The 16,133-nt window shown below is 63.6% G+C and carries 15 protein-coding genes; 11 read left to right on the top strand and 4 right to left on the bottom strand.

Annotated elements, in window-relative coordinates:
• Positions 1 to 2 precede the first annotated feature (2 nt).
• The 5 genes from O0882_RS19480 (at position 3) to O0882_RS19500 (ending at position 5,607) form a co-directional block, all read left to right on the top strand.
• Positions 3 to 1,556: a sugar ABC transporter ATP-binding protein gene (locus O0882_RS19480; protein WP_289950623.1), complete on the top strand. Its 1,554-nt coding sequence runs from the start codon at positions 3 to 5 to the stop codon at positions 1,554 to 1,556.
• A complete protein-coding gene (locus tag O0882_RS19485; RefSeq protein ID WP_289950626.1) occupies positions 1,553 to 2,623 on the top strand; it encodes an ABC transporter permease in 1,071 nt (356 codons plus the stop codon). Before O0882_RS19480 ends, O0882_RS19485 begins: the two co-directional genes overlap by 4 nt.
• A complete protein-coding gene (yjfF, locus tag O0882_RS19490; protein WP_289950628.1) occupies positions 2,620 to 3,594 on the top strand; it encodes a galactofuranose ABC transporter, permease protein YjfF in 975 nt (324 codons plus the stop codon). The genes O0882_RS19485 and yjfF overlap by 4 nt, the downstream gene beginning before the upstream one ends.
• Positions 3,595 to 3,597: 3 nt before the next feature.
• The gene (locus O0882_RS19495) at positions 3,598 to 4,572 is read left to right on the top strand and encodes a glycoside hydrolase family 43 protein (protein ID WP_289950630.1); all 975 of its coding nucleotides are present in this window, start codon (positions 3,598 to 3,600) and stop codon (positions 4,570 to 4,572) included.
• 93 nt (positions 4,573 to 4,665) lie between these two features.
• Positions 4,666 to 5,607, top strand: a complete 942-nt coding sequence (locus tag O0882_RS19500) for a LysR family transcriptional regulator (RefSeq protein WP_035823672.1) — start codon at positions 4,666 to 4,668, stop codon at positions 5,605 to 5,607.
• Between the two features lie 62 nt (positions 5,608 to 5,669).
• Here the strand turns inward: O0882_RS19500 and O0882_RS19505 are convergent, their stop codons facing one another.
• The 4 genes from O0882_RS19505 to O0882_RS19520 all read right to left on the bottom strand — a co-directional run bounded on the left by O0882_RS19505 (position 5,670) and on the right by O0882_RS19520 (position 10,105).
• Positions 5,670 to 6,935, bottom strand: coding sequence for a DUF6445 family protein (locus O0882_RS19505; protein ID WP_289950632.1), 1,266 nt, complete (start codon positions 6,933 to 6,935; stop codon positions 5,670 to 5,672).
• Between the two features lie 114 nt (positions 6,936 to 7,049).
• The gene (locus O0882_RS19510; RefSeq protein WP_289950633.1) at positions 7,050 to 7,781 is read right to left on the bottom strand and encodes a hypothetical protein; all 732 of its coding nucleotides are present in this window, start codon (positions 7,779 to 7,781) and stop codon (positions 7,050 to 7,052) included.
• Positions 7,782 to 7,812: 31 nt separating this feature from the next.
• The gene (locus O0882_RS19515; RefSeq protein ID WP_289950637.1) at positions 7,813 to 8,634 is read right to left on the bottom strand and encodes a hypothetical protein; all 822 of its coding nucleotides are present in this window, start codon (positions 8,632 to 8,634) and stop codon (positions 7,813 to 7,815) included.
• An 85-nt stretch (positions 8,635 to 8,719) separates the two neighbouring features.
• The gene (locus O0882_RS19520; RefSeq protein WP_289950639.1) at positions 8,720 to 10,105 is read right to left on the bottom strand and encodes a caspase family protein; all 1,386 of its coding nucleotides are present in this window, start codon (positions 10,103 to 10,105) and stop codon (positions 8,720 to 8,722) included.
• A gap of 125 nt (positions 10,106 to 10,230) precedes the next feature.
• On the opposite strand from O0882_RS19520, the gene O0882_RS19525 reads away from it, so the two are divergent.
• The 6 genes from O0882_RS19525 to O0882_RS19550 are packed head-to-tail and all read left to right on the top strand — an operon-like array spanning position 10,231 to position 16,121.
• Positions 10,231 to 11,058: a hypothetical protein gene (locus O0882_RS19525; RefSeq protein WP_289950640.1), complete on the top strand. Its 828-nt coding sequence runs from the start codon at positions 10,231 to 10,233 to the stop codon at positions 11,056 to 11,058.
• Positions 11,055 to 12,092, top strand: coding sequence for a hypothetical protein (locus O0882_RS19530; RefSeq protein WP_289950642.1), 1,038 nt, complete (start codon positions 11,055 to 11,057; stop codon positions 12,090 to 12,092). The genes O0882_RS19525 and O0882_RS19530 overlap by 4 nt, the downstream gene beginning before the upstream one ends.
• A 27-nt stretch (positions 12,093 to 12,119) precedes the next feature.
• Positions 12,120 to 12,977 (top strand): hypothetical protein, encoded by an 858-nt coding sequence (locus tag O0882_RS19535; protein ID WP_289950644.1) that lies wholly within the window; start codon positions 12,120 to 12,122, stop codon positions 12,975 to 12,977.
• A gap of 1 nt (position 12,978) precedes the next feature.
• A complete protein-coding gene (locus O0882_RS19540) occupies positions 12,979 to 14,619 on the top strand; it encodes a hypothetical protein (protein WP_289950646.1) in 1,641 nt (546 codons plus the stop codon).
• The gene (locus O0882_RS19545; protein ID WP_289950648.1) at positions 14,594 to 15,505 is read left to right on the top strand and encodes a glycerophosphodiester phosphodiesterase family protein; all 912 of its coding nucleotides are present in this window, start codon (positions 14,594 to 14,596) and stop codon (positions 15,503 to 15,505) included. Before O0882_RS19540 ends, O0882_RS19545 begins: the two co-directional genes overlap by 26 nt.
• 28 nt (positions 15,506 to 15,533) lie before the next feature.
• Positions 15,534 to 16,121, top strand: a complete 588-nt coding sequence (locus O0882_RS19550) for a hypothetical protein (protein ID WP_289950650.1) — start codon at positions 15,534 to 15,536, stop codon at positions 16,119 to 16,121.
• The last annotated feature ends 12 nt before the right edge of the window (positions 16,122 to 16,133 follow it).

Genomic DNA, 16,133 nt, shown 5'->3' on the forward strand with positions numbered 1-16,133 from the left:
GCATGATGAAGACGCAAGCGCATCACAACGCCGCGCCGGCTCCCCTGCTGGAGTTGCGCGGCATCAGTAAAGCCTTTCCCGGCGTCAAAGCCCTCAGCGATGTTGCCCTGCGCCTGTATCCGGGCGAAGTGCACACCCTGATGGGGCAAAACGGCGCGGGAAAGTCGACCCTGATCAAGGTGCTGACGGGCGTCTACACGCCCGACAGCGGCCAGATTTTGCTCGATGGCAAACCTATCGCCCCCGCCTCCACCTCGGACGCGCAGGCGCTCGGCATCAGCACCGTGTACCAGGAAGTCAATCTGTGTCCGAACCTGTCGGTGGCGGAAAATATTTTTATCGGCCGCTATCCGCGCCGCTTTGGTGCGCGTTTTGGTCCCATCGACTGGCGCTCCATGCAGCAGCAGGCACGTGCCTTGCTGCAGCAATTGCAGATCGATATCGATGTCACGGCGCAACTGTCCAGCTTTCCGCTGGCCATCCAGCAAATGGTGGCCATCTCGCGCGCGCTGAACATTTCGGCCCGCGTGCTGATCCTCGACGAACCCACGTCCAGCCTGGATGAGGCGGAAGTCAATCTGCTGTTTTCCGTGCTGCGCCGTTTGCGGGGGCAGGGCATGGCGATTCTGTTCGTCACCCATTTTCTCGACCAGACCTACGCCATCTCCGACCGTATCACCGTCATGCGCAATGGCGAGCGCGAGGGGGAATATGCGTGCAGCGAGCTGTCGCGCCTGGCGCTGGTGAATAAAATGATCGGTGTGGCGGCCGACACGCAGGAACAGGCGCTGGATCTGGCGCAAGAGGCGGATGCGGCCAGCTTTGGTCCCACCGTGCTCGAAGCGCAGGGCCTGGGCCGCAAGGGCGCCTTGCTGCCCATGGATTTCCACATCCGCCAGGGCGAATTGCTGGGCCTGGCCGGCTTGCTGGGGTCGGGCCGCACGGAACTGGCGCGCTTGCTGTTTGGCGCCGACAAGGCCGATTCCGGCAGCATCACCATGCAGGGCCAGCCGCGCCACTTCAACGTGCCGCGCGACGCGATTGCGCGCGATATCGGCTTTTGCTCGGAAGACCGCACGCACGAGGGCGCGATTTTGTCGCTGTCCGTGCGCGAAAACATCATCCTGGCCTTGCAGGCCCGCACGGGTTTGCTGCGCGCCATTCCGTTCAAGCGTCAGCAGGCGCTGGCCGACGAGTATGTGAAGGCGCTCGGTATCAAGACGGCCAGTATCGAAACGCCGATTGGCAGCCTGTCGGGTGGCAACCAGCAGAAAGCCTTGCTGGCGCGCTGGCTGGTGACCTCGCCCGCCATGCTGATCCTGGACGAACCCACGCGCGGCATCGACGTGCGGGCCAAGCAGGAAATCATGACTTATGTGAGCAAACTGTGCCGCAAGGGCATGGCGATTCTGTTCATCTCGTCCGAATTGCCGGAAGTGTTGCGCTGCAGCGACCGTATTCTGGTCATGCGCGACCGCAAGGCCTGCGGCGACTATGCGCGCGGCGAACTCGACGACAGTTCCGTGCTGCAAGTGATCGCCGGAGACGCCACATGAGTTTATCCACACCCTCCAGCGTGCCCTTGGCGCGCCCGGCTTTTTTTACGGGGAATACCGTCTTGCACCACCCTTTGAGCCGCCCCCTGGCCGCGCTGTTTCTGCTGTTGCTGGTCGACTTCTTCGCCATCCCCGGCTTTTTCCATCTGGAGATCCGCGATGGCCATCTGTACGGCAGCGTGATCGACATCGTCAACCGCGCCGCGCCGCTGATGCTGGCCGCGCTGGGCATGACCCTGGTGATCGCCACGCGCGGCATCGACATTTCCGTGGGCGCCGTCGTGGCCCTGTCCGGCACCGTGGCCGCCATGCTGATCGGCGGCACCATGGTGATGGACAACGGCGTGCCGACCTACGTGAGCAACATCCCCATGGGCTGGGCTCTGGCGGCGGCCCTGGGCGCGGCCCTGCTGTGCGGCGCCTGGAATGGCGTGCTGGTGGCCGGTCTCGGCTTGCAGCCCATCGTCGCCACCTTGATATTGATGGTGGCGGGGCGCGGCCTGGCGCAACTGCTGACGGATGGCCAGATCGTCACCGTCTACTACCAGCCGTATTTCTTCATCGGCAGCGGTTACCTGTTCGGCTTGCCGTTCTCGCTGTTCCTCGTCGCGGCGGTCTTCATCATCACGGCCGTGCTGATGCGCAAAACGGCGCTGGGCCTGTTCATCCAGGCCGTCGGCATCAACCCTGTCGCCGCGCGCCTGGCCGGCATCAGGACGGCGACCCTGATCTTTTTCGTCTACGTGTTTTGCGCCGCCTGCGCTGGCTTGTCGGGGCTGATGATCAGCTCGAACATCAAGAGCGCCGACGCGAACAATGCGGGCCTGATGCTGGAACTGGACGCCATCCTGGCCGTGACCCTGGGCGGCACGTCCCTGGCCGGCGGCAAGTTCAGTCTCGTGGGCAGCATGATCGGCGCGCTCATCATCCAGACCCTGACCTACACCATCTATTCGCTGGGCGTGCCGCCGGAAGTGAACATGGTCGTCAAGTCGGTCGTCGTCTTCCTCGTCTGCCTGTCGCAATCGTCGGAGTTCAAGCAATTGCTGCATCGGAGAAAAGCATGAAGGGCTTGCTGCACACCCCGTATTTCACCTCGCTCGTCACGGTCTTGCTGCTGGTGGTGATGCTGGGCCTGGGCGGCGCCGCCTATCCGGGCCTGCTGTCGACGCAAGTCATTTTTAACTTATTGATCGATAACGCCTTTTTGCTGGTGATTGCCGTCGGCATGACCTTCGTGATCGTTTCCGGCGGCATCGATCTGTCCGTCGGTTCCGTGCTGGCCCTGTCGACCATGATCGCCGCCTGGCTGCTCAACGTGGCGCACTGGCCGCCTTTGCTGGTGGTCGCCACCGTGCTGGTGCTGGGCACCGTGTTTGGCGCCGGCATGGGCGCGCTGATCCATTACTTCAAATTGCAGCCATTCATCGTCACCCTGGCCGGCATGTTTTTGGCGCGGGGGCTGTGCTACTTGATCAGCATCAATTCCATCACCATCACCGACCCGCTGTTCGTGGCCATGTCGCAGACGCAGCTGGGTTTCCTGGGCGGCTTCGTCTCGCCCGGCGTGGTGATCGCCGTGGCGACGTTACTTTTGGCCATCTGGCTGGCGCACGCCACGCCGTTCGGCCGTGCTGTGTATGCGATCGGCGGCAATGAACAGTCGGCGCTGATGATGGGCTTGCCAGTAGGCCGCACCAAGGTTTTCATTTATGCCTTCAGCGGCTTTTGCGCCGCGCTGGGTGGCGTGCTGTTTTCGTTCTACATGCTGTCCGGCTATGGCTTGCATGCGCAAGGCACGGAACTGGACGCGATAGCCGCCGTCGTCATCGGCGGCACCCTGCTCAGCGGCGGCTACGGCTACGTGGCTGGCGCGCTGTCCGGCGTGCTGGTGCTGGGTACCATCCAGACGCTGATCGCCTTTGACGGCACGCTCAGCTCGTGGTGGACCAAGATCGTCATCGGCGGCTTGCTGTTCGTCTTTTGCGTCGTGCAAAGACTGATGGCCATGGGCCAGAAACATACCAACGGGAGTTAATTGATGTTGAAGCAGAATAAACGTGCCGTAGCCATCGGCATGGCGCTAGCGCTCGCCTGTGCCGCACTTGGTGCGCAGGCGGCCAACCCCATCGTGAAAAACATCTACACGGGCGATCCGGCCGCGCTGGTCGACAATGGCAGGGTCTACCTGTACGTCGGCCACGATGAAGCGAGCGCTACCGACACGGATTACCGCATGAACGAGTGGCGCGTGTATTCCTCCTGCGACATGGCCAACTGGACGGATCACGGTTCGCCCGTGCGCTTTTCCACTTTTGCCTGGGCCGGCAAGGATGCGTGGGCCAGCGACATCGTCAAGCGCGGCAATAAATACTATTTCTATTCGACCGTCGACCATAAAACCATCCCAGGCAAGGCCATCGGCGTGGCCGTCTCCGACAGCCCGACGGGGCCGTTCGTCGACGCGCGCGGCAGCGCCCTGATCACGAACGACATGACGAAACAGACGGCGATCCCGTGGGACGACATCGACCCGGCCGTCTTCATCGATACGGATGGCCAGGCCTACATTTACTGGGGCAACACGGTCTTGAAGTATGCCAAGCTGAAAGCGAACATGACGGAGCTCGACGGCCCGATATTGACCTTCGGCATGGATGCGTTCACGGAAGCAGCCTACATGCACCAGCATGCGGGCACCTACTACCTGTCGTACTCGCGCAACTTCCCCGAAGAAACAGCGTACTCGACAGGGCCTACGCCCACGGGGCCGTGGCATTTCCGTGGCCCCATCATGGACAAGAATGCCGTGGTGAAAACTATCCACCAGGCCATCATCGAATTTAACGGCAAGTCCTATATCTTCTATCACAACGACAAGTTGCCCGGCGGCGGAGAATACCGGCGCTCCGTGGCCGTGGAAGAGCTGAAATACAAGGCCGATGGCACGATCGAATTCATCCATCAAACGGCTGGCCCGGCAGCCAACCCCAGCGCCGCCTGCAAGGCATCCTGAACGCAGTTTGACGACGCTCAAAAAGGAGACACACCGATATCTGGAATATCGATATTGAGTTAAAACTGATATCGATCATGATATGATTTATTCATGGATACCCTCAACCCCAACTGGTTCTTGCGAGCCCGCCTGAAGACGCGGCAATTGCTGCTGTTGATCGCCCTTGACGAACAGCGCAACATCCACCGCGCGGCGGAAGAATTGCACATGACGCAGCCAGCCGCGTCCAAGCAAATCAAGGACCTGGAAGAGATGCTCGACGTGCGCCTGTTCGACAGGTTGCCGCGCGGCATGGAGCCGACCATCTACGGCGAAACGATGATACGCCACGCGCGCATGGCCTTGACGAGCCTGTCCCTGGCGCATGACGACATCGTCGCCCTGAAGTCGGGCCTGACGGGCCAGGTGGAAGTGGGCGTCATCATGACGCCGGCCATGGCCTTGCTGCCGCGCGCGATTGCCCGCATCAAGCAGCAGGCGCCCTTGATGCGCATCGGCGTGCACCTGGAGCACAGCAACACCCTGATGGACATGCTGCAGCACGGCACGCTCGATTTCATGATCGGGCGCATCCTGGAAAAGGAAAGCAGCGCGGGCCTCATCTACGAGGAGTTGACGGAAGAGCCGGCCAGCGCCGTGGCGCGCAATGGCCACCCGCTGCTGTCGCGCAAGAATCTGCAATTGAAAGATTTGGCGGGCCAGCCGTGGATCTTGCCGCCGCAAGGCAGCATCCTGCGCCACCGCTTCGACATGATGTTCCGCCGCGCCAGCCTGGAGCCGCCCGTCGACGTGGTCGACACCACCGCCTTGCTGCTGATCACGTCCTTGCTGCAGCAGACGGATTCCCTGCACGTGATGCCGACGGAAGTGGCGCATTATTACGAATCGTTGAACGTGCTGAGCATCTTGCCCATCGAGCTGCCATGCAAGATGGATGCCTTCGGCATCATCCGCCAACAGGATCATCTGCTGTCGCCGGGCGCGGATATGCTGTTGAAGGCTGTACGGGCTACCGCCGCGGACATGTATTAAACCCAACGGCAAATACTGGGGTCGTACCCTCAGGGTACGACCCCGGATCTTGCTTTTGGGGTTCAGTCGGGCACTTCAAAAAAGAACAGCTGCACCAATCTCCCATTCTCCGGCGTGTCGCCAAACACATTGCTGATCGAGTGAAAGTAGTGGCCCTTGTACACGATCAATCGGTTGTGGCGCATCGGCACTTCCAGCAGCGCTTGCCAACTGTCGCGCTGTTCCTGCAAGTCGTTGAATTTCTGTACTTTACTGTTTGGCAGCCAGCGTTTCTGGAAATCCTTGAAGCTGGCGTAGCCGCCCGCCTTCACGTCCGCCTCGGGCAGGCGCCGGTACCAGCCGCTGGGCTGGTGGCGCCAGAAGGTGGTGCCGCCCTGGCACTGCTCGGGCGGGTTCAGATACAGCACGCCCGCATAGAAATTGAAATTATTCCCCGTCTCATTGTCCACGTGGATATCCGTGCGCGCCATGGCGTCCGCATAGCTGAGGCGATACGAGCCGTTGTCGGGCGAAATGAAACGGATGGGGCGGCCCAGCGCCGTGGCGATGCGTTCCATGATGGCTTGACTGGGCTGGCCCGCCGTCTGGCTGCCCGGATAGTTCTGTCCCGCATAGCGCTGCTGCTCGAATGGCAGAGCCAGCGCCTGGGCGCGCCAGGCGGTGGGGTCGGGCAGGAAATCGTCGAGGATGTGCAAATCCGTTTCGCGCAGGAAATCCTGCAGCGATGGCGCGACGTCGAGCGGTGTCAGCGTTTCTGTCTGTTCCGCTTGCGGGCTGGCAAAGCCGATGCGGCACGTCTGTTCCAGTGCCGGGTGCAGCGCCAGGGCCTGCGCGTAACGCTCCAGCGCCAGTGCCTGCTGTCCCGTGCGGTAGTACAGCTCGGCCAGGCCCTGCAGGGTTTGCCAACGCTGCGGGCGCAGGGCGTGGGCCCGTTCCAGTTCGGCGATGGTCTCCATCAGACGCTGTTTTCCCAGCAGCAATTCTGCGTGACTGATGGCGAAATCGTGCTCGTGCGGCGCCAGCCGCGCCGCCGTGGCGTAGCTGGCCAGCGCCGCCTCGTTGTCCGTACCGCGCATTACATTGCCGAGGTTGTAGTGGAACAGGGCATTGTCCGGCTGTTGCTTGAGCGACAGTTTTAACAGGCCCAGGCCGAGGGTGCCCTGGCCCAGCTCCAGCATCGCCAGGCCCTGGAAATGCTGCGCTTCGGCCAGGGCCGGGTCCTGTTTATACGCGGTCTGGTAAGCGTTGATCGCCTCGATCAGCTTGCCTTGCTGCTGCAGTTGCCGGCCCTTGGCCAGCTGTTGTTCCGCCAGTGTCTGTTCGCCCATGTCTCACTCTCGATGTTGTTGGCGAATAGTGTAACTGCAAGTGGCGAGGTCGTGAACCCAAACGAAGGCTGGGGTCGGACCCTGAGGGTCCGACCCCGGTACCTGCCCTTGGGTTTACAGCGCTTGCTGCACAGGAATTTCCTGCCCGTTCAGCTTGATCGCCACCTTGACGATCTGCGCCTTGACCTGGTTGCTGGCCATGTCCGCTTCCTGGGCGTAGGCATACACGACGATGGCGAAGTCCTTGTAGCCGCTGCGCGCCGCCTCGATCTTGCGCGCCGCCTCCTGGTCCACTTTCAGCAGCGAGTAACCGTCGCCATTCGTGAACGCCAGCTTGTAGTCGCCGTTGTCGTACATGTAGTAATACGTGCCCGCGTCGGCGAACTTGGCGGGGAAGGCGGCCTTGTCCATCGCGTACGGCGACAGCGCGCCCTGGCCGTTGATCTGGTAGCGCAGGTAGCGCTTCGTTTTGGTCTCATTGACCTTGGCGTCGATCTGCGGTTTCAGCGCGTCGAGCACTTCCTGCTTGCGGAAGGCGTCGTTGCTGCCCGCATATTCACGCGAGATGCGCTGCGCCACGGCCGCATAATCGGGCGGCACGCCGGACAGGGCGATGTAGCTGTACATCAACTGGTTGCCGCTGGTGATGTCGACATAGCTGGCGCTTGGCGTGGCAGCGTCCGCTTGCGGCAGGCTGGCGGCCGCCGCCTTGACTTGCGCTTTCGCGGCCAGGTCGGCCGTGCTGGTGGCGACGGGGGCAGGGGCGGTCGGCGCGGCGGAGTCGGTTTTGCCGCAGGCGGACAGAAGCAGGGCGATGGCGAGCAGGGCGGGGAGGGTACGGTTCATGATATGTCCTTGAGTGAATGTGTGAGGTGGCTTAGCCGATGGTCTTGCGCTTGTATTCGCCATAGCCGTAGGCGGCCAGGACGGTGGCAGACGCCAGCAACAGGTAGCTGCCGGCGCCGAACGACATGCTGTGCCAGACCTGGGATAGCATTTCATCGGCCATGCGGCTGGCGATCTCATTGTTGCGTCCGCCCAGCAGGCTTTGCACGCCGGCGGTCGACGCGCTGACCGAGTCGCGCACGGTCATGGTCAGCTTGGCGGTGTAGATCAGCAGGAAGAGCAGCGGGGCGGCCTTGCCGAGGGCGGCCTTGGCGTTGTGGATGAACAGGCTGGTAAAACAGGCGCCGATCGCCAGCAGGAAGAAGAAGCGGCCCGAGGTAAAGCTGCTCCTGGCCCCTTGCGACAGACGCTCCAGATTGTCGATGGGCATGCCGAGCATTTCCCAGAAGCTGAAACTGCTGTTGCCATACAGGCGCATGTCCAGCACATTGAACAGGAAGGCGCCTGCCAGCAGGGCGCCGATGCTGGCGAGTACCGGCAGGCCCAGCATGGCGACGGCCTTGCTCCACAGTTGATGGCCCTTGGCGCGCGCCAGTTTTGCCGCGATGGCCATGTCTTCCTGTGCCAATTGCTGCGTAGAAACGGCACGCAGGGTCTCGATGGCGCCGGTGGCATCGAGGCAGACATCAACCACGGCATTCAGGGCTGGTGCGGTGTCCGAGCGCCAGTGCTTGCTGACTTCAAATGGATATTGCACGCCATCCATGCTGACGGTGCCGAGGCCGCTCGCTTGGTAGGTCATGATGCGGCCGCGTTGGCCGGTGGTGCTTGCTGCTGGGATCGATGTTTGCATGGGATTTCCCTGGTCACTGTCATGCTGTATTGCATGTACCCACGGATAACGGGGGCAGTTCAGGGAAATCTAAAATTATTTGAAACTATTTTTTCGGCGCCTGTAAAACGTCCTTGGCGGCGCCCTGGTAATCCTTCATCAAGCCCATGAAGGCATCCTGCAAATGCCGGGCCGCATCCTGCGGCGGCGCACCCGTGCGCCGCGCCAGGTCGAATTTGTAGGCGTGCGCAGCCGTGTAGCCCGCCTGGGAGGCGGCGTCCAGCAGCACGCCGGCGCGTTTTAATGAGGCAGGATCGCCCTTGACCATCAGCAATTCGGCCAGATAGGTCTGGGCAATCGGGAAATCCTTGGCCGCCGCCTTTTCCAGCCACTGTATGCCCGCCTTCGGCTGTTTGACGCCAGCATCGCCGCCGCCGATGCCATAGCCGAGCGCCGTCAGCGCCACCAGATCTCCGCCGCGTGCGCGCTTTTCCAGCTGCTGGCGGGGAAATGGCCGCGCCGCGATCTGCATGCGGATTTCATAGTTGATATCTTGCAGTACGTTGCCAGGCCACACCTTGGCGCCGGGGGCGGCCGGCTTTTCCACCGCTGGCGCCGGGACCGGTGCGCGCATGCCGCCCTGGCCTTGCGCGCCGGCCAGCACGCCCGGTGTTGCCTGGCTGACGCCCTTGCCGCTGCCCATGTTCAGCACCAGGCGCGCCGATGTTTCGCCGAACGAGACGCGGGGTTTTTGCACATCGTGCGTCATGGCGGCGACCCGCGCCGCCACTTGCGAGAAGACGTCGCTCATCGGCAAGCCGGGCGCATCGAGCGCGTCGAGCAGGGCGCTCGTGTAGGGGCTGTTGCGCGAATCGGGCGACCAGAAATCGCGTGCCAGGGCGCCCGGTCCCGCCGAATAGGCGATCACCACACCGCGTGGCGCTTGCGTGTCGGCAAAACCGTGGCTGACCGCATTGCTGCCGCCGGGCACGGGCAGCATGGCGCCGCCGCGCGTATATTCCTGGCGACAAGCGTCGAGGATCAGCACGGCGCCGCGCGCGCCCGTGCGTTGTAAATCGCCCGCCAGGCTGGAGACGGAGATGCCCTGGGCGGCGATGGCCGCCGCGCTCAGTGCATTCATGTTGGCGCCCAGCGGCAACACGTAATTGGCCTCGCCCGCCTGCGCGCCGTGGCCTGCGTAAAACACGAGGGCGATATCGGCGCCGCGTGCCTGCGTGGAAAACTCGGCCGACGCCTTTTGCAGCTGTTGCGCATTGATGTCCGTGCGCAACAGTACTTCAAAGCCCAGGCGGCGCAGGCGCTCGGCCATGGCGCGCGCATCGTTCACGGGATTCAATAGCGGCTGCGGATAGGCCGCGTTGCCGATCACCAGGGCGATGCGCTTGCCGGGAGCCGCTGGCACTGCTGCCTGTGCGACATTGCTGCCTAGCAAAAACAGGATGGAGAACAACAGGGGAATCAGGCGATGCATGGGCTTCTCGGGAATTGTCGTGAAAGTAACAAAAGTTAGCGATTTTTACTGTGATATGAGAAAATTGCTTAAATGCATTTTACCTTACTGACAAGTTTCTCTTGTCTGGCCAGCGCATTGCTTGTTTGCCTGTGCGCATCGCCGCCGGCCAGTGGCGCGTGCCGCCCCAACACACGATCGGACCGGCTGTGCAATCGGAACAATTTGAACGGATTCATGCTTTCTGGACGCGCCGTCCGCAGCTGTCGCAAGGCGAACTGGGTGAGTTTTACCAGCGCGTCATCGCCGCGCTGGCGCCGTGCCGCCCGCGCGAGGCGGCCTCGCTCGGTGATTCCCTGGCGGATTTGCGCCACCAGTTCTTCATCGAAAAAGTCCTCCACAGCGACAGCGACGCCGCGCCCCACCACATCGGTGCTTTGTTCCTGTACTTCAAGCGCTTCATCATCGACCAGTTGCGCAAGCAGCGTGATGACGAAGATGCCGATGCGCGGGAGGGCTGCGACTTGCCGGCGCCTGACGCCTATGCAGAACCGCTGCGCGACTACCAGCTGACGCCGCAGCAAGTGCGCGAGGCGGCCGACGTTTTTATCGCCACCTTGCCGCGTGACTTGATCTTGCTGCTGCGCCATTGCGGCTGCGGCGGCGTGCCCGTCAAGGAATTGGCCGAGCAGATCGCTTCCGCGCATTACCACGGTGGCAAGCTGGGCCTGGTGCACAGGCAGAAGGGTGACGCGGACAGCGCCGGGCGCCAGATCGTCGAACCGGCCCACCGCGCCACCTTGCTGGGCAGCTGGGTCTTGAACCTGCTCAAGCTGCGCGTGGGCGATGCCCTGAGCGCGGGCGATATGCAGGCGGCGCAAATAGTTTTGGATATCTTGTGCGTGGCTGCGTTATCCCTGCACCTGGACCCGATAGCCACCTCCCCGAACCCTGATGAAAGGCCACCGGCATGACTGCATTGACGCCCTCGCTGGCCATCGTTGCCGCGCGCCTGCCATCTCCCCCATCGTCCGCCGAATTGCTGGACGCGGAGGTAAGCGGCGATACCCCCGACTGGCGCGGCATTGCCATACCGGAACACTTAATGGAACGCTTTGCGCGCCGCAGCGACGCCGCGCCGCTGGCCGCGCGGCCCATCGCGGGCGGACAGATCCACTTGCTGGCGCGCTGTCCCGGCTTTGGTGCCGTGCTGCTTGATGCCTGGGACAGCTCGCGGCAGCGCTGGCGCGGCTGGCTCGTCACGCCAGATGCTTCGTATGCGGATGCCTGCGGCCTGGTGGTCGAGCAGCGCGACGCGCCCGCCGACCCGCGTGCGGGGCTGGTGCTGTGCGACATGCCCGTGACGTTGGCCGTGACGGACCTGGGCGCCTGCCTGGGCGTGTTCAGCCAGGAGCGCCTGCAGGCGGTGCGCTGGCTGGAAACGCAGGGCCGCGCGAATCGGGCGGCAGCGGCGCCCGGCGTGATCGCCCGCGTGGCCTTGCCCGGCGGCGACTATGCGCTGACGGGCACGCCTTTGTCGAGCGAACTGGGCAAGGATGGCCGCGTGGCGTACCGGCAATTGCTGCGCCAGGGGCTGCAGCAGTTGCAGATCGCCCCGGCCGATGCCGCCGCGCCACAGACGCCGGTGCCGATCGCCACGCCGATGCGGGCGGCCAATGCGAACCGCTGGCTGAAGCTCGTCACGGCCGTGGCCGCCAGCGTGATGGTGGTGCAATCGGCCTGGTTGTTCCTGCCGAAAGATCAGGCGGTGGTCGGCAATGCGGAATTCCGCAACGGCGGTAGCGGCGTCGAGACGGGCGTGCGCACGCGCGTGCTGTTCCGCGCCGAGGCAACAGAAGCGGAAATCCGCACCTGGCTGCAGCGCGAGCAGCTGGAAATCGTCGCCGGACCGGACACCCTGGGCGCCTTCACTGTGCTGTCGCGCAACCGCCAGAAAGTCTTGCCGCCACCGGGACCGGGCAATCCCCTGGCCGTGATCAATCCCTGATTCAGAAATAAGAGAGAGTTATAAAGCATGACAACGTATAAGAATTTTGCATCCGCGCACTGGCGCAAATTGGCCATGGGCCTGGCCGCCGGCGTCCTGTTGACGGGTTGCGCCATGACGCCGAACGGCCGTGGCGGCGTGCTGATGGGCATCGATACGGCCGAGCTGTTCGGCACGCCGCTGTCCACCTTCCGCCTGCGCGACGGCACGGAAGGCACCTTGCGCAAGGACCCGCAAGGCAAGTATTCGATCAAGCTGTCGCAGGCGTTTCGCGTCGTGCCGCTGGCCAACGCCATCACGGCCCGCGTGGCGAGGGTGGAAAACGTGGGCGAGCGCACCGTGGTGATCGTGGAAACGCAGGAGCGCGGCTGCGCCTACCGCTATGAAGTGCTGGCTTTCCAGGGCACGGACGTGCTGCAGTGGACGGTCGGCAATTGCAAGGACCGCCCCCGCGTGGAGCTGGCGGCGGACGCGAAATCGCTGAATATCGACTTTCCCAACTACAACCGCCTGTCGCGCATGATCTACACGGACAATCGCTTGCTCAACGCCAGCGTGGCCGTGCCGCCCGGCGTCGATACGCGCGCCCAGCCGTTTGCCGACGACGCCTTGCGCGGCACGGGCCCCTCCATCGTTAACATGCCCGGCAACGACAGCGGCCGCGTGATTCCCGCGCCGCCGGCCGCCGCTCCGGCGCCCGGCGCCGCGCCGAAAACGGGCAGCCGCGCCAGCGCCAGGCCGCGCCGCCAGGAGACCCCGGCCAGGACGGCGGCGCCCGCCGCCATCGGCTTGCCCGCACCGCGCAGCGCAGTTTCTGCACCGGCGGCGCCGATGATCTTCCAGGCCGAAGAGATCAAGCCCGTCGTCATCGATTTGAGGAAATAAGATGGCCGCGAGTTTGCGCAGTCTGCAAATCCGGCAGACCTTGATCCTGATCGTCCTGACGATCATTTATCTGTGCTTCGAGCTGGGCTTCAATGCCCGTCTGCTCGACGTGGTGGGCGGCGACGTCAAGCCGCATGACGTGGAGGGCGTGGAATTCTATGGCCGCAGCCTGTCGGGCATCGCCGCCGCCCTGGTGGTGCTGCAACTGATGTGGCGCCGCCGCCTGAAGAACAATGGCAGCGGCCCCAGCTGGAAAAAGATCATCTTCTGCTGCGTCGCCACGGCGGCGGTCGTATTCGGCATTTTGAAAACCACGGTCACGGTACTGGTCGAAACGCGCGATGCGCAATTTCGCCGCCTGGCCTTCAACACCACCCTGATGCAGCGCTCGCTGGTGGGCGGCAGCCTGCAATTGCAGGGCCTGGTCGATGATCCCACCCTGTTTGCCAAGCCCGAAGGCAAGGCTTTCCTGGCGCTGTTCCCCTTCCTGGCCGTCTCGGTCGGCCATCTCGACGAGCGCATGGAGCCCGCCAAGGAACAGTTGATCAATTTCAACGTCCGCAAGATTGCCGGCGGCGCGGCCGGTTACTATGACAAGTACCAGCAGGCGATTGGCGAGGTGCACGAGAAGTGGAAATTGTATTCGGGTATCATTCCCGACGACGATGCGGGCTTGCGCCAGCAGCAGGAATCGGCCTGGAACGATTACCGGCAAAGCCTGTCGCGCCATGGTTGGCAACCGGAATCGGTGCCGGCGCGCCGGCGCGCGGCGGTAGTCAATAATGTGCGTAAAAAGGTGCCCGTCTCGGCCAACTGGCATCCGGCCGATCAATTGAGTTTCCGCGCCGCCGTCAAGCGCCGCTATGCGTCGGAAGCGGCCAACAAGGGCTTGAACATCAAGGGCGAGCGCATTCCGCCCGGCTTGTCCTTCCCCGCCTTCGTGGCCCGCCCCGGCATCCAGGCCGTGCTGCGCGACGGGCCGGACGGCGGCGACGGCAGCGAAGCGAGCAAGGGCTTGCGGCTGCCGAAGGGCGCCGTGGTGCAGGATGCGTATGCCAGCCCCGCCGAGTTCAGCCGTCTGTTCGACCAGTTCGCCGCGCGCCAGACGGCGGAAAAGCTGGTGGAATACCGCGCCAGCCGCAGCGACTTCGAAGTGGGCGGCAAGTACTATGCAGAGGGCAAGGAAGCGGCGCGTGCGGCCATCGTGCCGCCCGTGGCCCTGTTCTTCTCGCTGCTGGGCGCCATCGGCCACTTTTCGAAACTGCTGTACCTGATCGCCACGGTGGGCTTGCTGGTGCTGGCGGCGCGCCGGGGCGAGCAGGCGGGCGCCGATGGCCAGCTGAGCCGCCGTTCCGCGTGGATCGCCACGGGCGTGCTGGCCGGCGCCTTCCTGGGAACCTGGGGCATCTTGTCCTTGCTCGACAACAACGTCACGCGCAGCGACTTGTTCCGCCAGATGCTGGACTGGAACCGCCAGGCGGCCGACGACAGCACGCGCTGGCAAATCGCCGGCAAGGGCTTGCTGGCCAATATCACGCACGTCGTGGCGGTGGGGCAGGGCTACAGCTACCCCGTCAACGAAGCGATCCGCATCAATGTTTTGCAGGGAATCGAATATGGTTATCACCCAGAAAAAAAATAAGGCGGCCGCCCTGGCCTTGCTGCTCTGCATGGCCAGTACGGCTGTCCAGGCCGACTGCCTGGGCATGAAGGTGCACGCCCACCGTGGCGCCGGCAATGCGCCGGAAAACTCGCTGAGCGCCCTGCGCAACACGTATTTCGGCACCTGGGACGGCGTCGAGACGGATTTGCAACTGCTGGGCGACGGCAGCTGGGTGGTGCACCACGATCTGTTGACGGGCCGGGTCGTCGACACGGGCTCGCCCCGCACCGTGAAGCAACTGACGGCCGACGACTGGCGCGCCGCCAGCATGAAGAACCGCGGCGTGCTCACGGCGGAAACGCCGCCTTTTGTGACCGATGTCGCCGACCTGGCCACCGCATTCCCGGCCAAGACCCTGAACGCGGAAATCAAGGATGTCGTGTCGTCATGCGCGCCGATCGCCACCCTGGTGGGGCAATTGCGGGCAAACATCAAGCATGGCAACTGGTTTTTGACCTCGGGCGTGCCGAACAACCTCGCGTGCGCGCGCCGCGCCGACCCGCAAGGCTACCTGGGTTTACTCGTGTTTGACGCGCGCAACGCACAGGCGGCCGGCGCGAACCGGGTCAGCCGCTACATCGCGAAAAATGCCCGCCCACCCAAGCTGGACAAACCGTGGCTGCAGCGCGTGCAGCAGCAGATCGGCATGCCCGCCGGCGTGCACGTGGATGCGCGCAGCCTGGACGCCAATCCGAATTTGCTGGCCGACGCGGCCAGCCTGAACATGCCCGTCTTCGTCTACGCCGTCGATGGCGACTCGGCCCTGGCCGCATCCTTGCTGCGCGCCCAGCAGCGCAGCCACCGCTGGCCCAGCGGTGTCATTCTTGACGGCAATCCCGAAACGTTTTGCGCGATGATGAAGTAATCACTTTGATTGACCGGGAGATCCTGCCATGACCCTGCCACAGCCCGACCCTGCCGCCGCGCTTGCCCGTAGTGCCATTGGCGCCATGTTCTTTTCCCTGTTTGGCGGCGTCTGGGTGGCCGCCTGGTGCGTGCAGACGTATGGTGCGCAGCCGTTAAGGTTGCTGCCGGTTGCCGGCATCACCGTCTTGCTGTTCATGCTGGCGTGGCGGCAGTTTCGCCGCCACCGGGCCGCGCATGCGGCGGCGGAACAATCGCCGCAGGCCAAGCGCGTGGGCCGGCTATTCAATATCGTGAACGCGGGGCAATGGATCGCCATCTTCATCGTCGGCAATGTCTTGAAAAACCTGGGCTTGCAGGCGTGGTTCATCCCCGCCGTCATTTTGATCGTGGGCCTGCATTTCTTTCCGCTGGCCTGGCTGTTCAAGGCGCGCCGCCATCTGGCCATCGGCATGGCCCTGTGCGTGTGGGCCATCGGCTATCCGCTCACCGTGCGCCACGGCCCCATCCATCCCGTCGGTTGCCTCGGTGCTGGCCTGATCCTGTGGGTGGCGGCCCTCGCCGCCGTGCGCGCCGGTTTTGCTGTGCAGCAGAACGCCTTGCAGCCCCAGAAATAGCTGTTTCCGACG

Source organism: Janthinobacterium sp. SUN073 (assembly GCF_030397665.1).
Classification (GTDB): Bacteria; Pseudomonadota; Gammaproteobacteria; order Burkholderiales; family Burkholderiaceae_D; genus Janthinobacterium.

Excerpts from the sequence above, each read along its gene's own strand:
- O0882_RS19520 (WP_289950639.1), bottom strand. The coding sequence starts at position 10,105 with ATGCATCGCCTGATTCCCCTGTTGTTCTCCATCCTGTTTTTGCTAGGC.
- O0882_RS19515 (WP_289950637.1), bottom strand. The coding sequence starts at position 8,634 with ATGCAAACATCGATCCCAGCAGCAAGCACCACCGGCCAACGCGGCCGC.
- yjfF (WP_289950628.1), top strand. The coding sequence starts at position 2,620 with ATGAAGGGCTTGCTGCACACCCCGTATTTCACCTCGCTCGTCACGGTC.
- O0882_RS19550 (WP_289950650.1), top strand. The coding sequence starts at position 15,534 with ATGACCCTGCCACAGCCCGACCCTGCCGCCGCGCTTGCCCGTAGTGCC.
- O0882_RS19545 (WP_289950648.1), top strand. The coding sequence starts at position 14,594 with ATGGTTATCACCCAGAAAAAAAATAAGGCGGCCGCCCTGGCCTTGCTG.
- O0882_RS19495 (WP_289950630.1), top strand. The coding sequence starts at position 3,598 with ATGTTGAAGCAGAATAAACGTGCCGTAGCCATCGGCATGGCGCTAGCG.
- O0882_RS19540 (WP_289950646.1), top strand. The coding sequence starts at position 12,979 with ATGGCCGCGAGTTTGCGCAGTCTGCAAATCCGGCAGACCTTGATCCTG.
- O0882_RS19505 (WP_289950632.1), bottom strand. The coding sequence starts at position 6,935 with ATGGGCGAACAGACACTGGCGGAACAACAGCTGGCCAAGGGCCGGCAA.
- O0882_RS19480 (WP_289950623.1), top strand. The coding sequence starts at position 3 with ATGATGAAGACGCAAGCGCATCACAACGCCGCGCCGGCTCCCCTGCTG.
- O0882_RS19535 (WP_289950644.1), top strand. The coding sequence starts at position 12,120 with ATGACAACGTATAAGAATTTTGCATCCGCGCACTGGCGCAAATTGGCC.
- O0882_RS19500 (WP_035823672.1), top strand. The coding sequence starts at position 4,666 with ATGGATACCCTCAACCCCAACTGGTTCTTGCGAGCCCGCCTGAAGACG.
- O0882_RS19530 (WP_289950642.1), top strand. The coding sequence starts at position 11,055 with ATGACTGCATTGACGCCCTCGCTGGCCATCGTTGCCGCGCGCCTGCCA.
- O0882_RS19510 (WP_289950633.1), bottom strand. The coding sequence starts at position 7,781 with ATGAACCGTACCCTCCCCGCCCTGCTCGCCATCGCCCTGCTTCTGTCC.
- O0882_RS19485 (WP_289950626.1), top strand. The coding sequence starts at position 1,553 with ATGAGTTTATCCACACCCTCCAGCGTGCCCTTGGCGCGCCCGGCTTTT.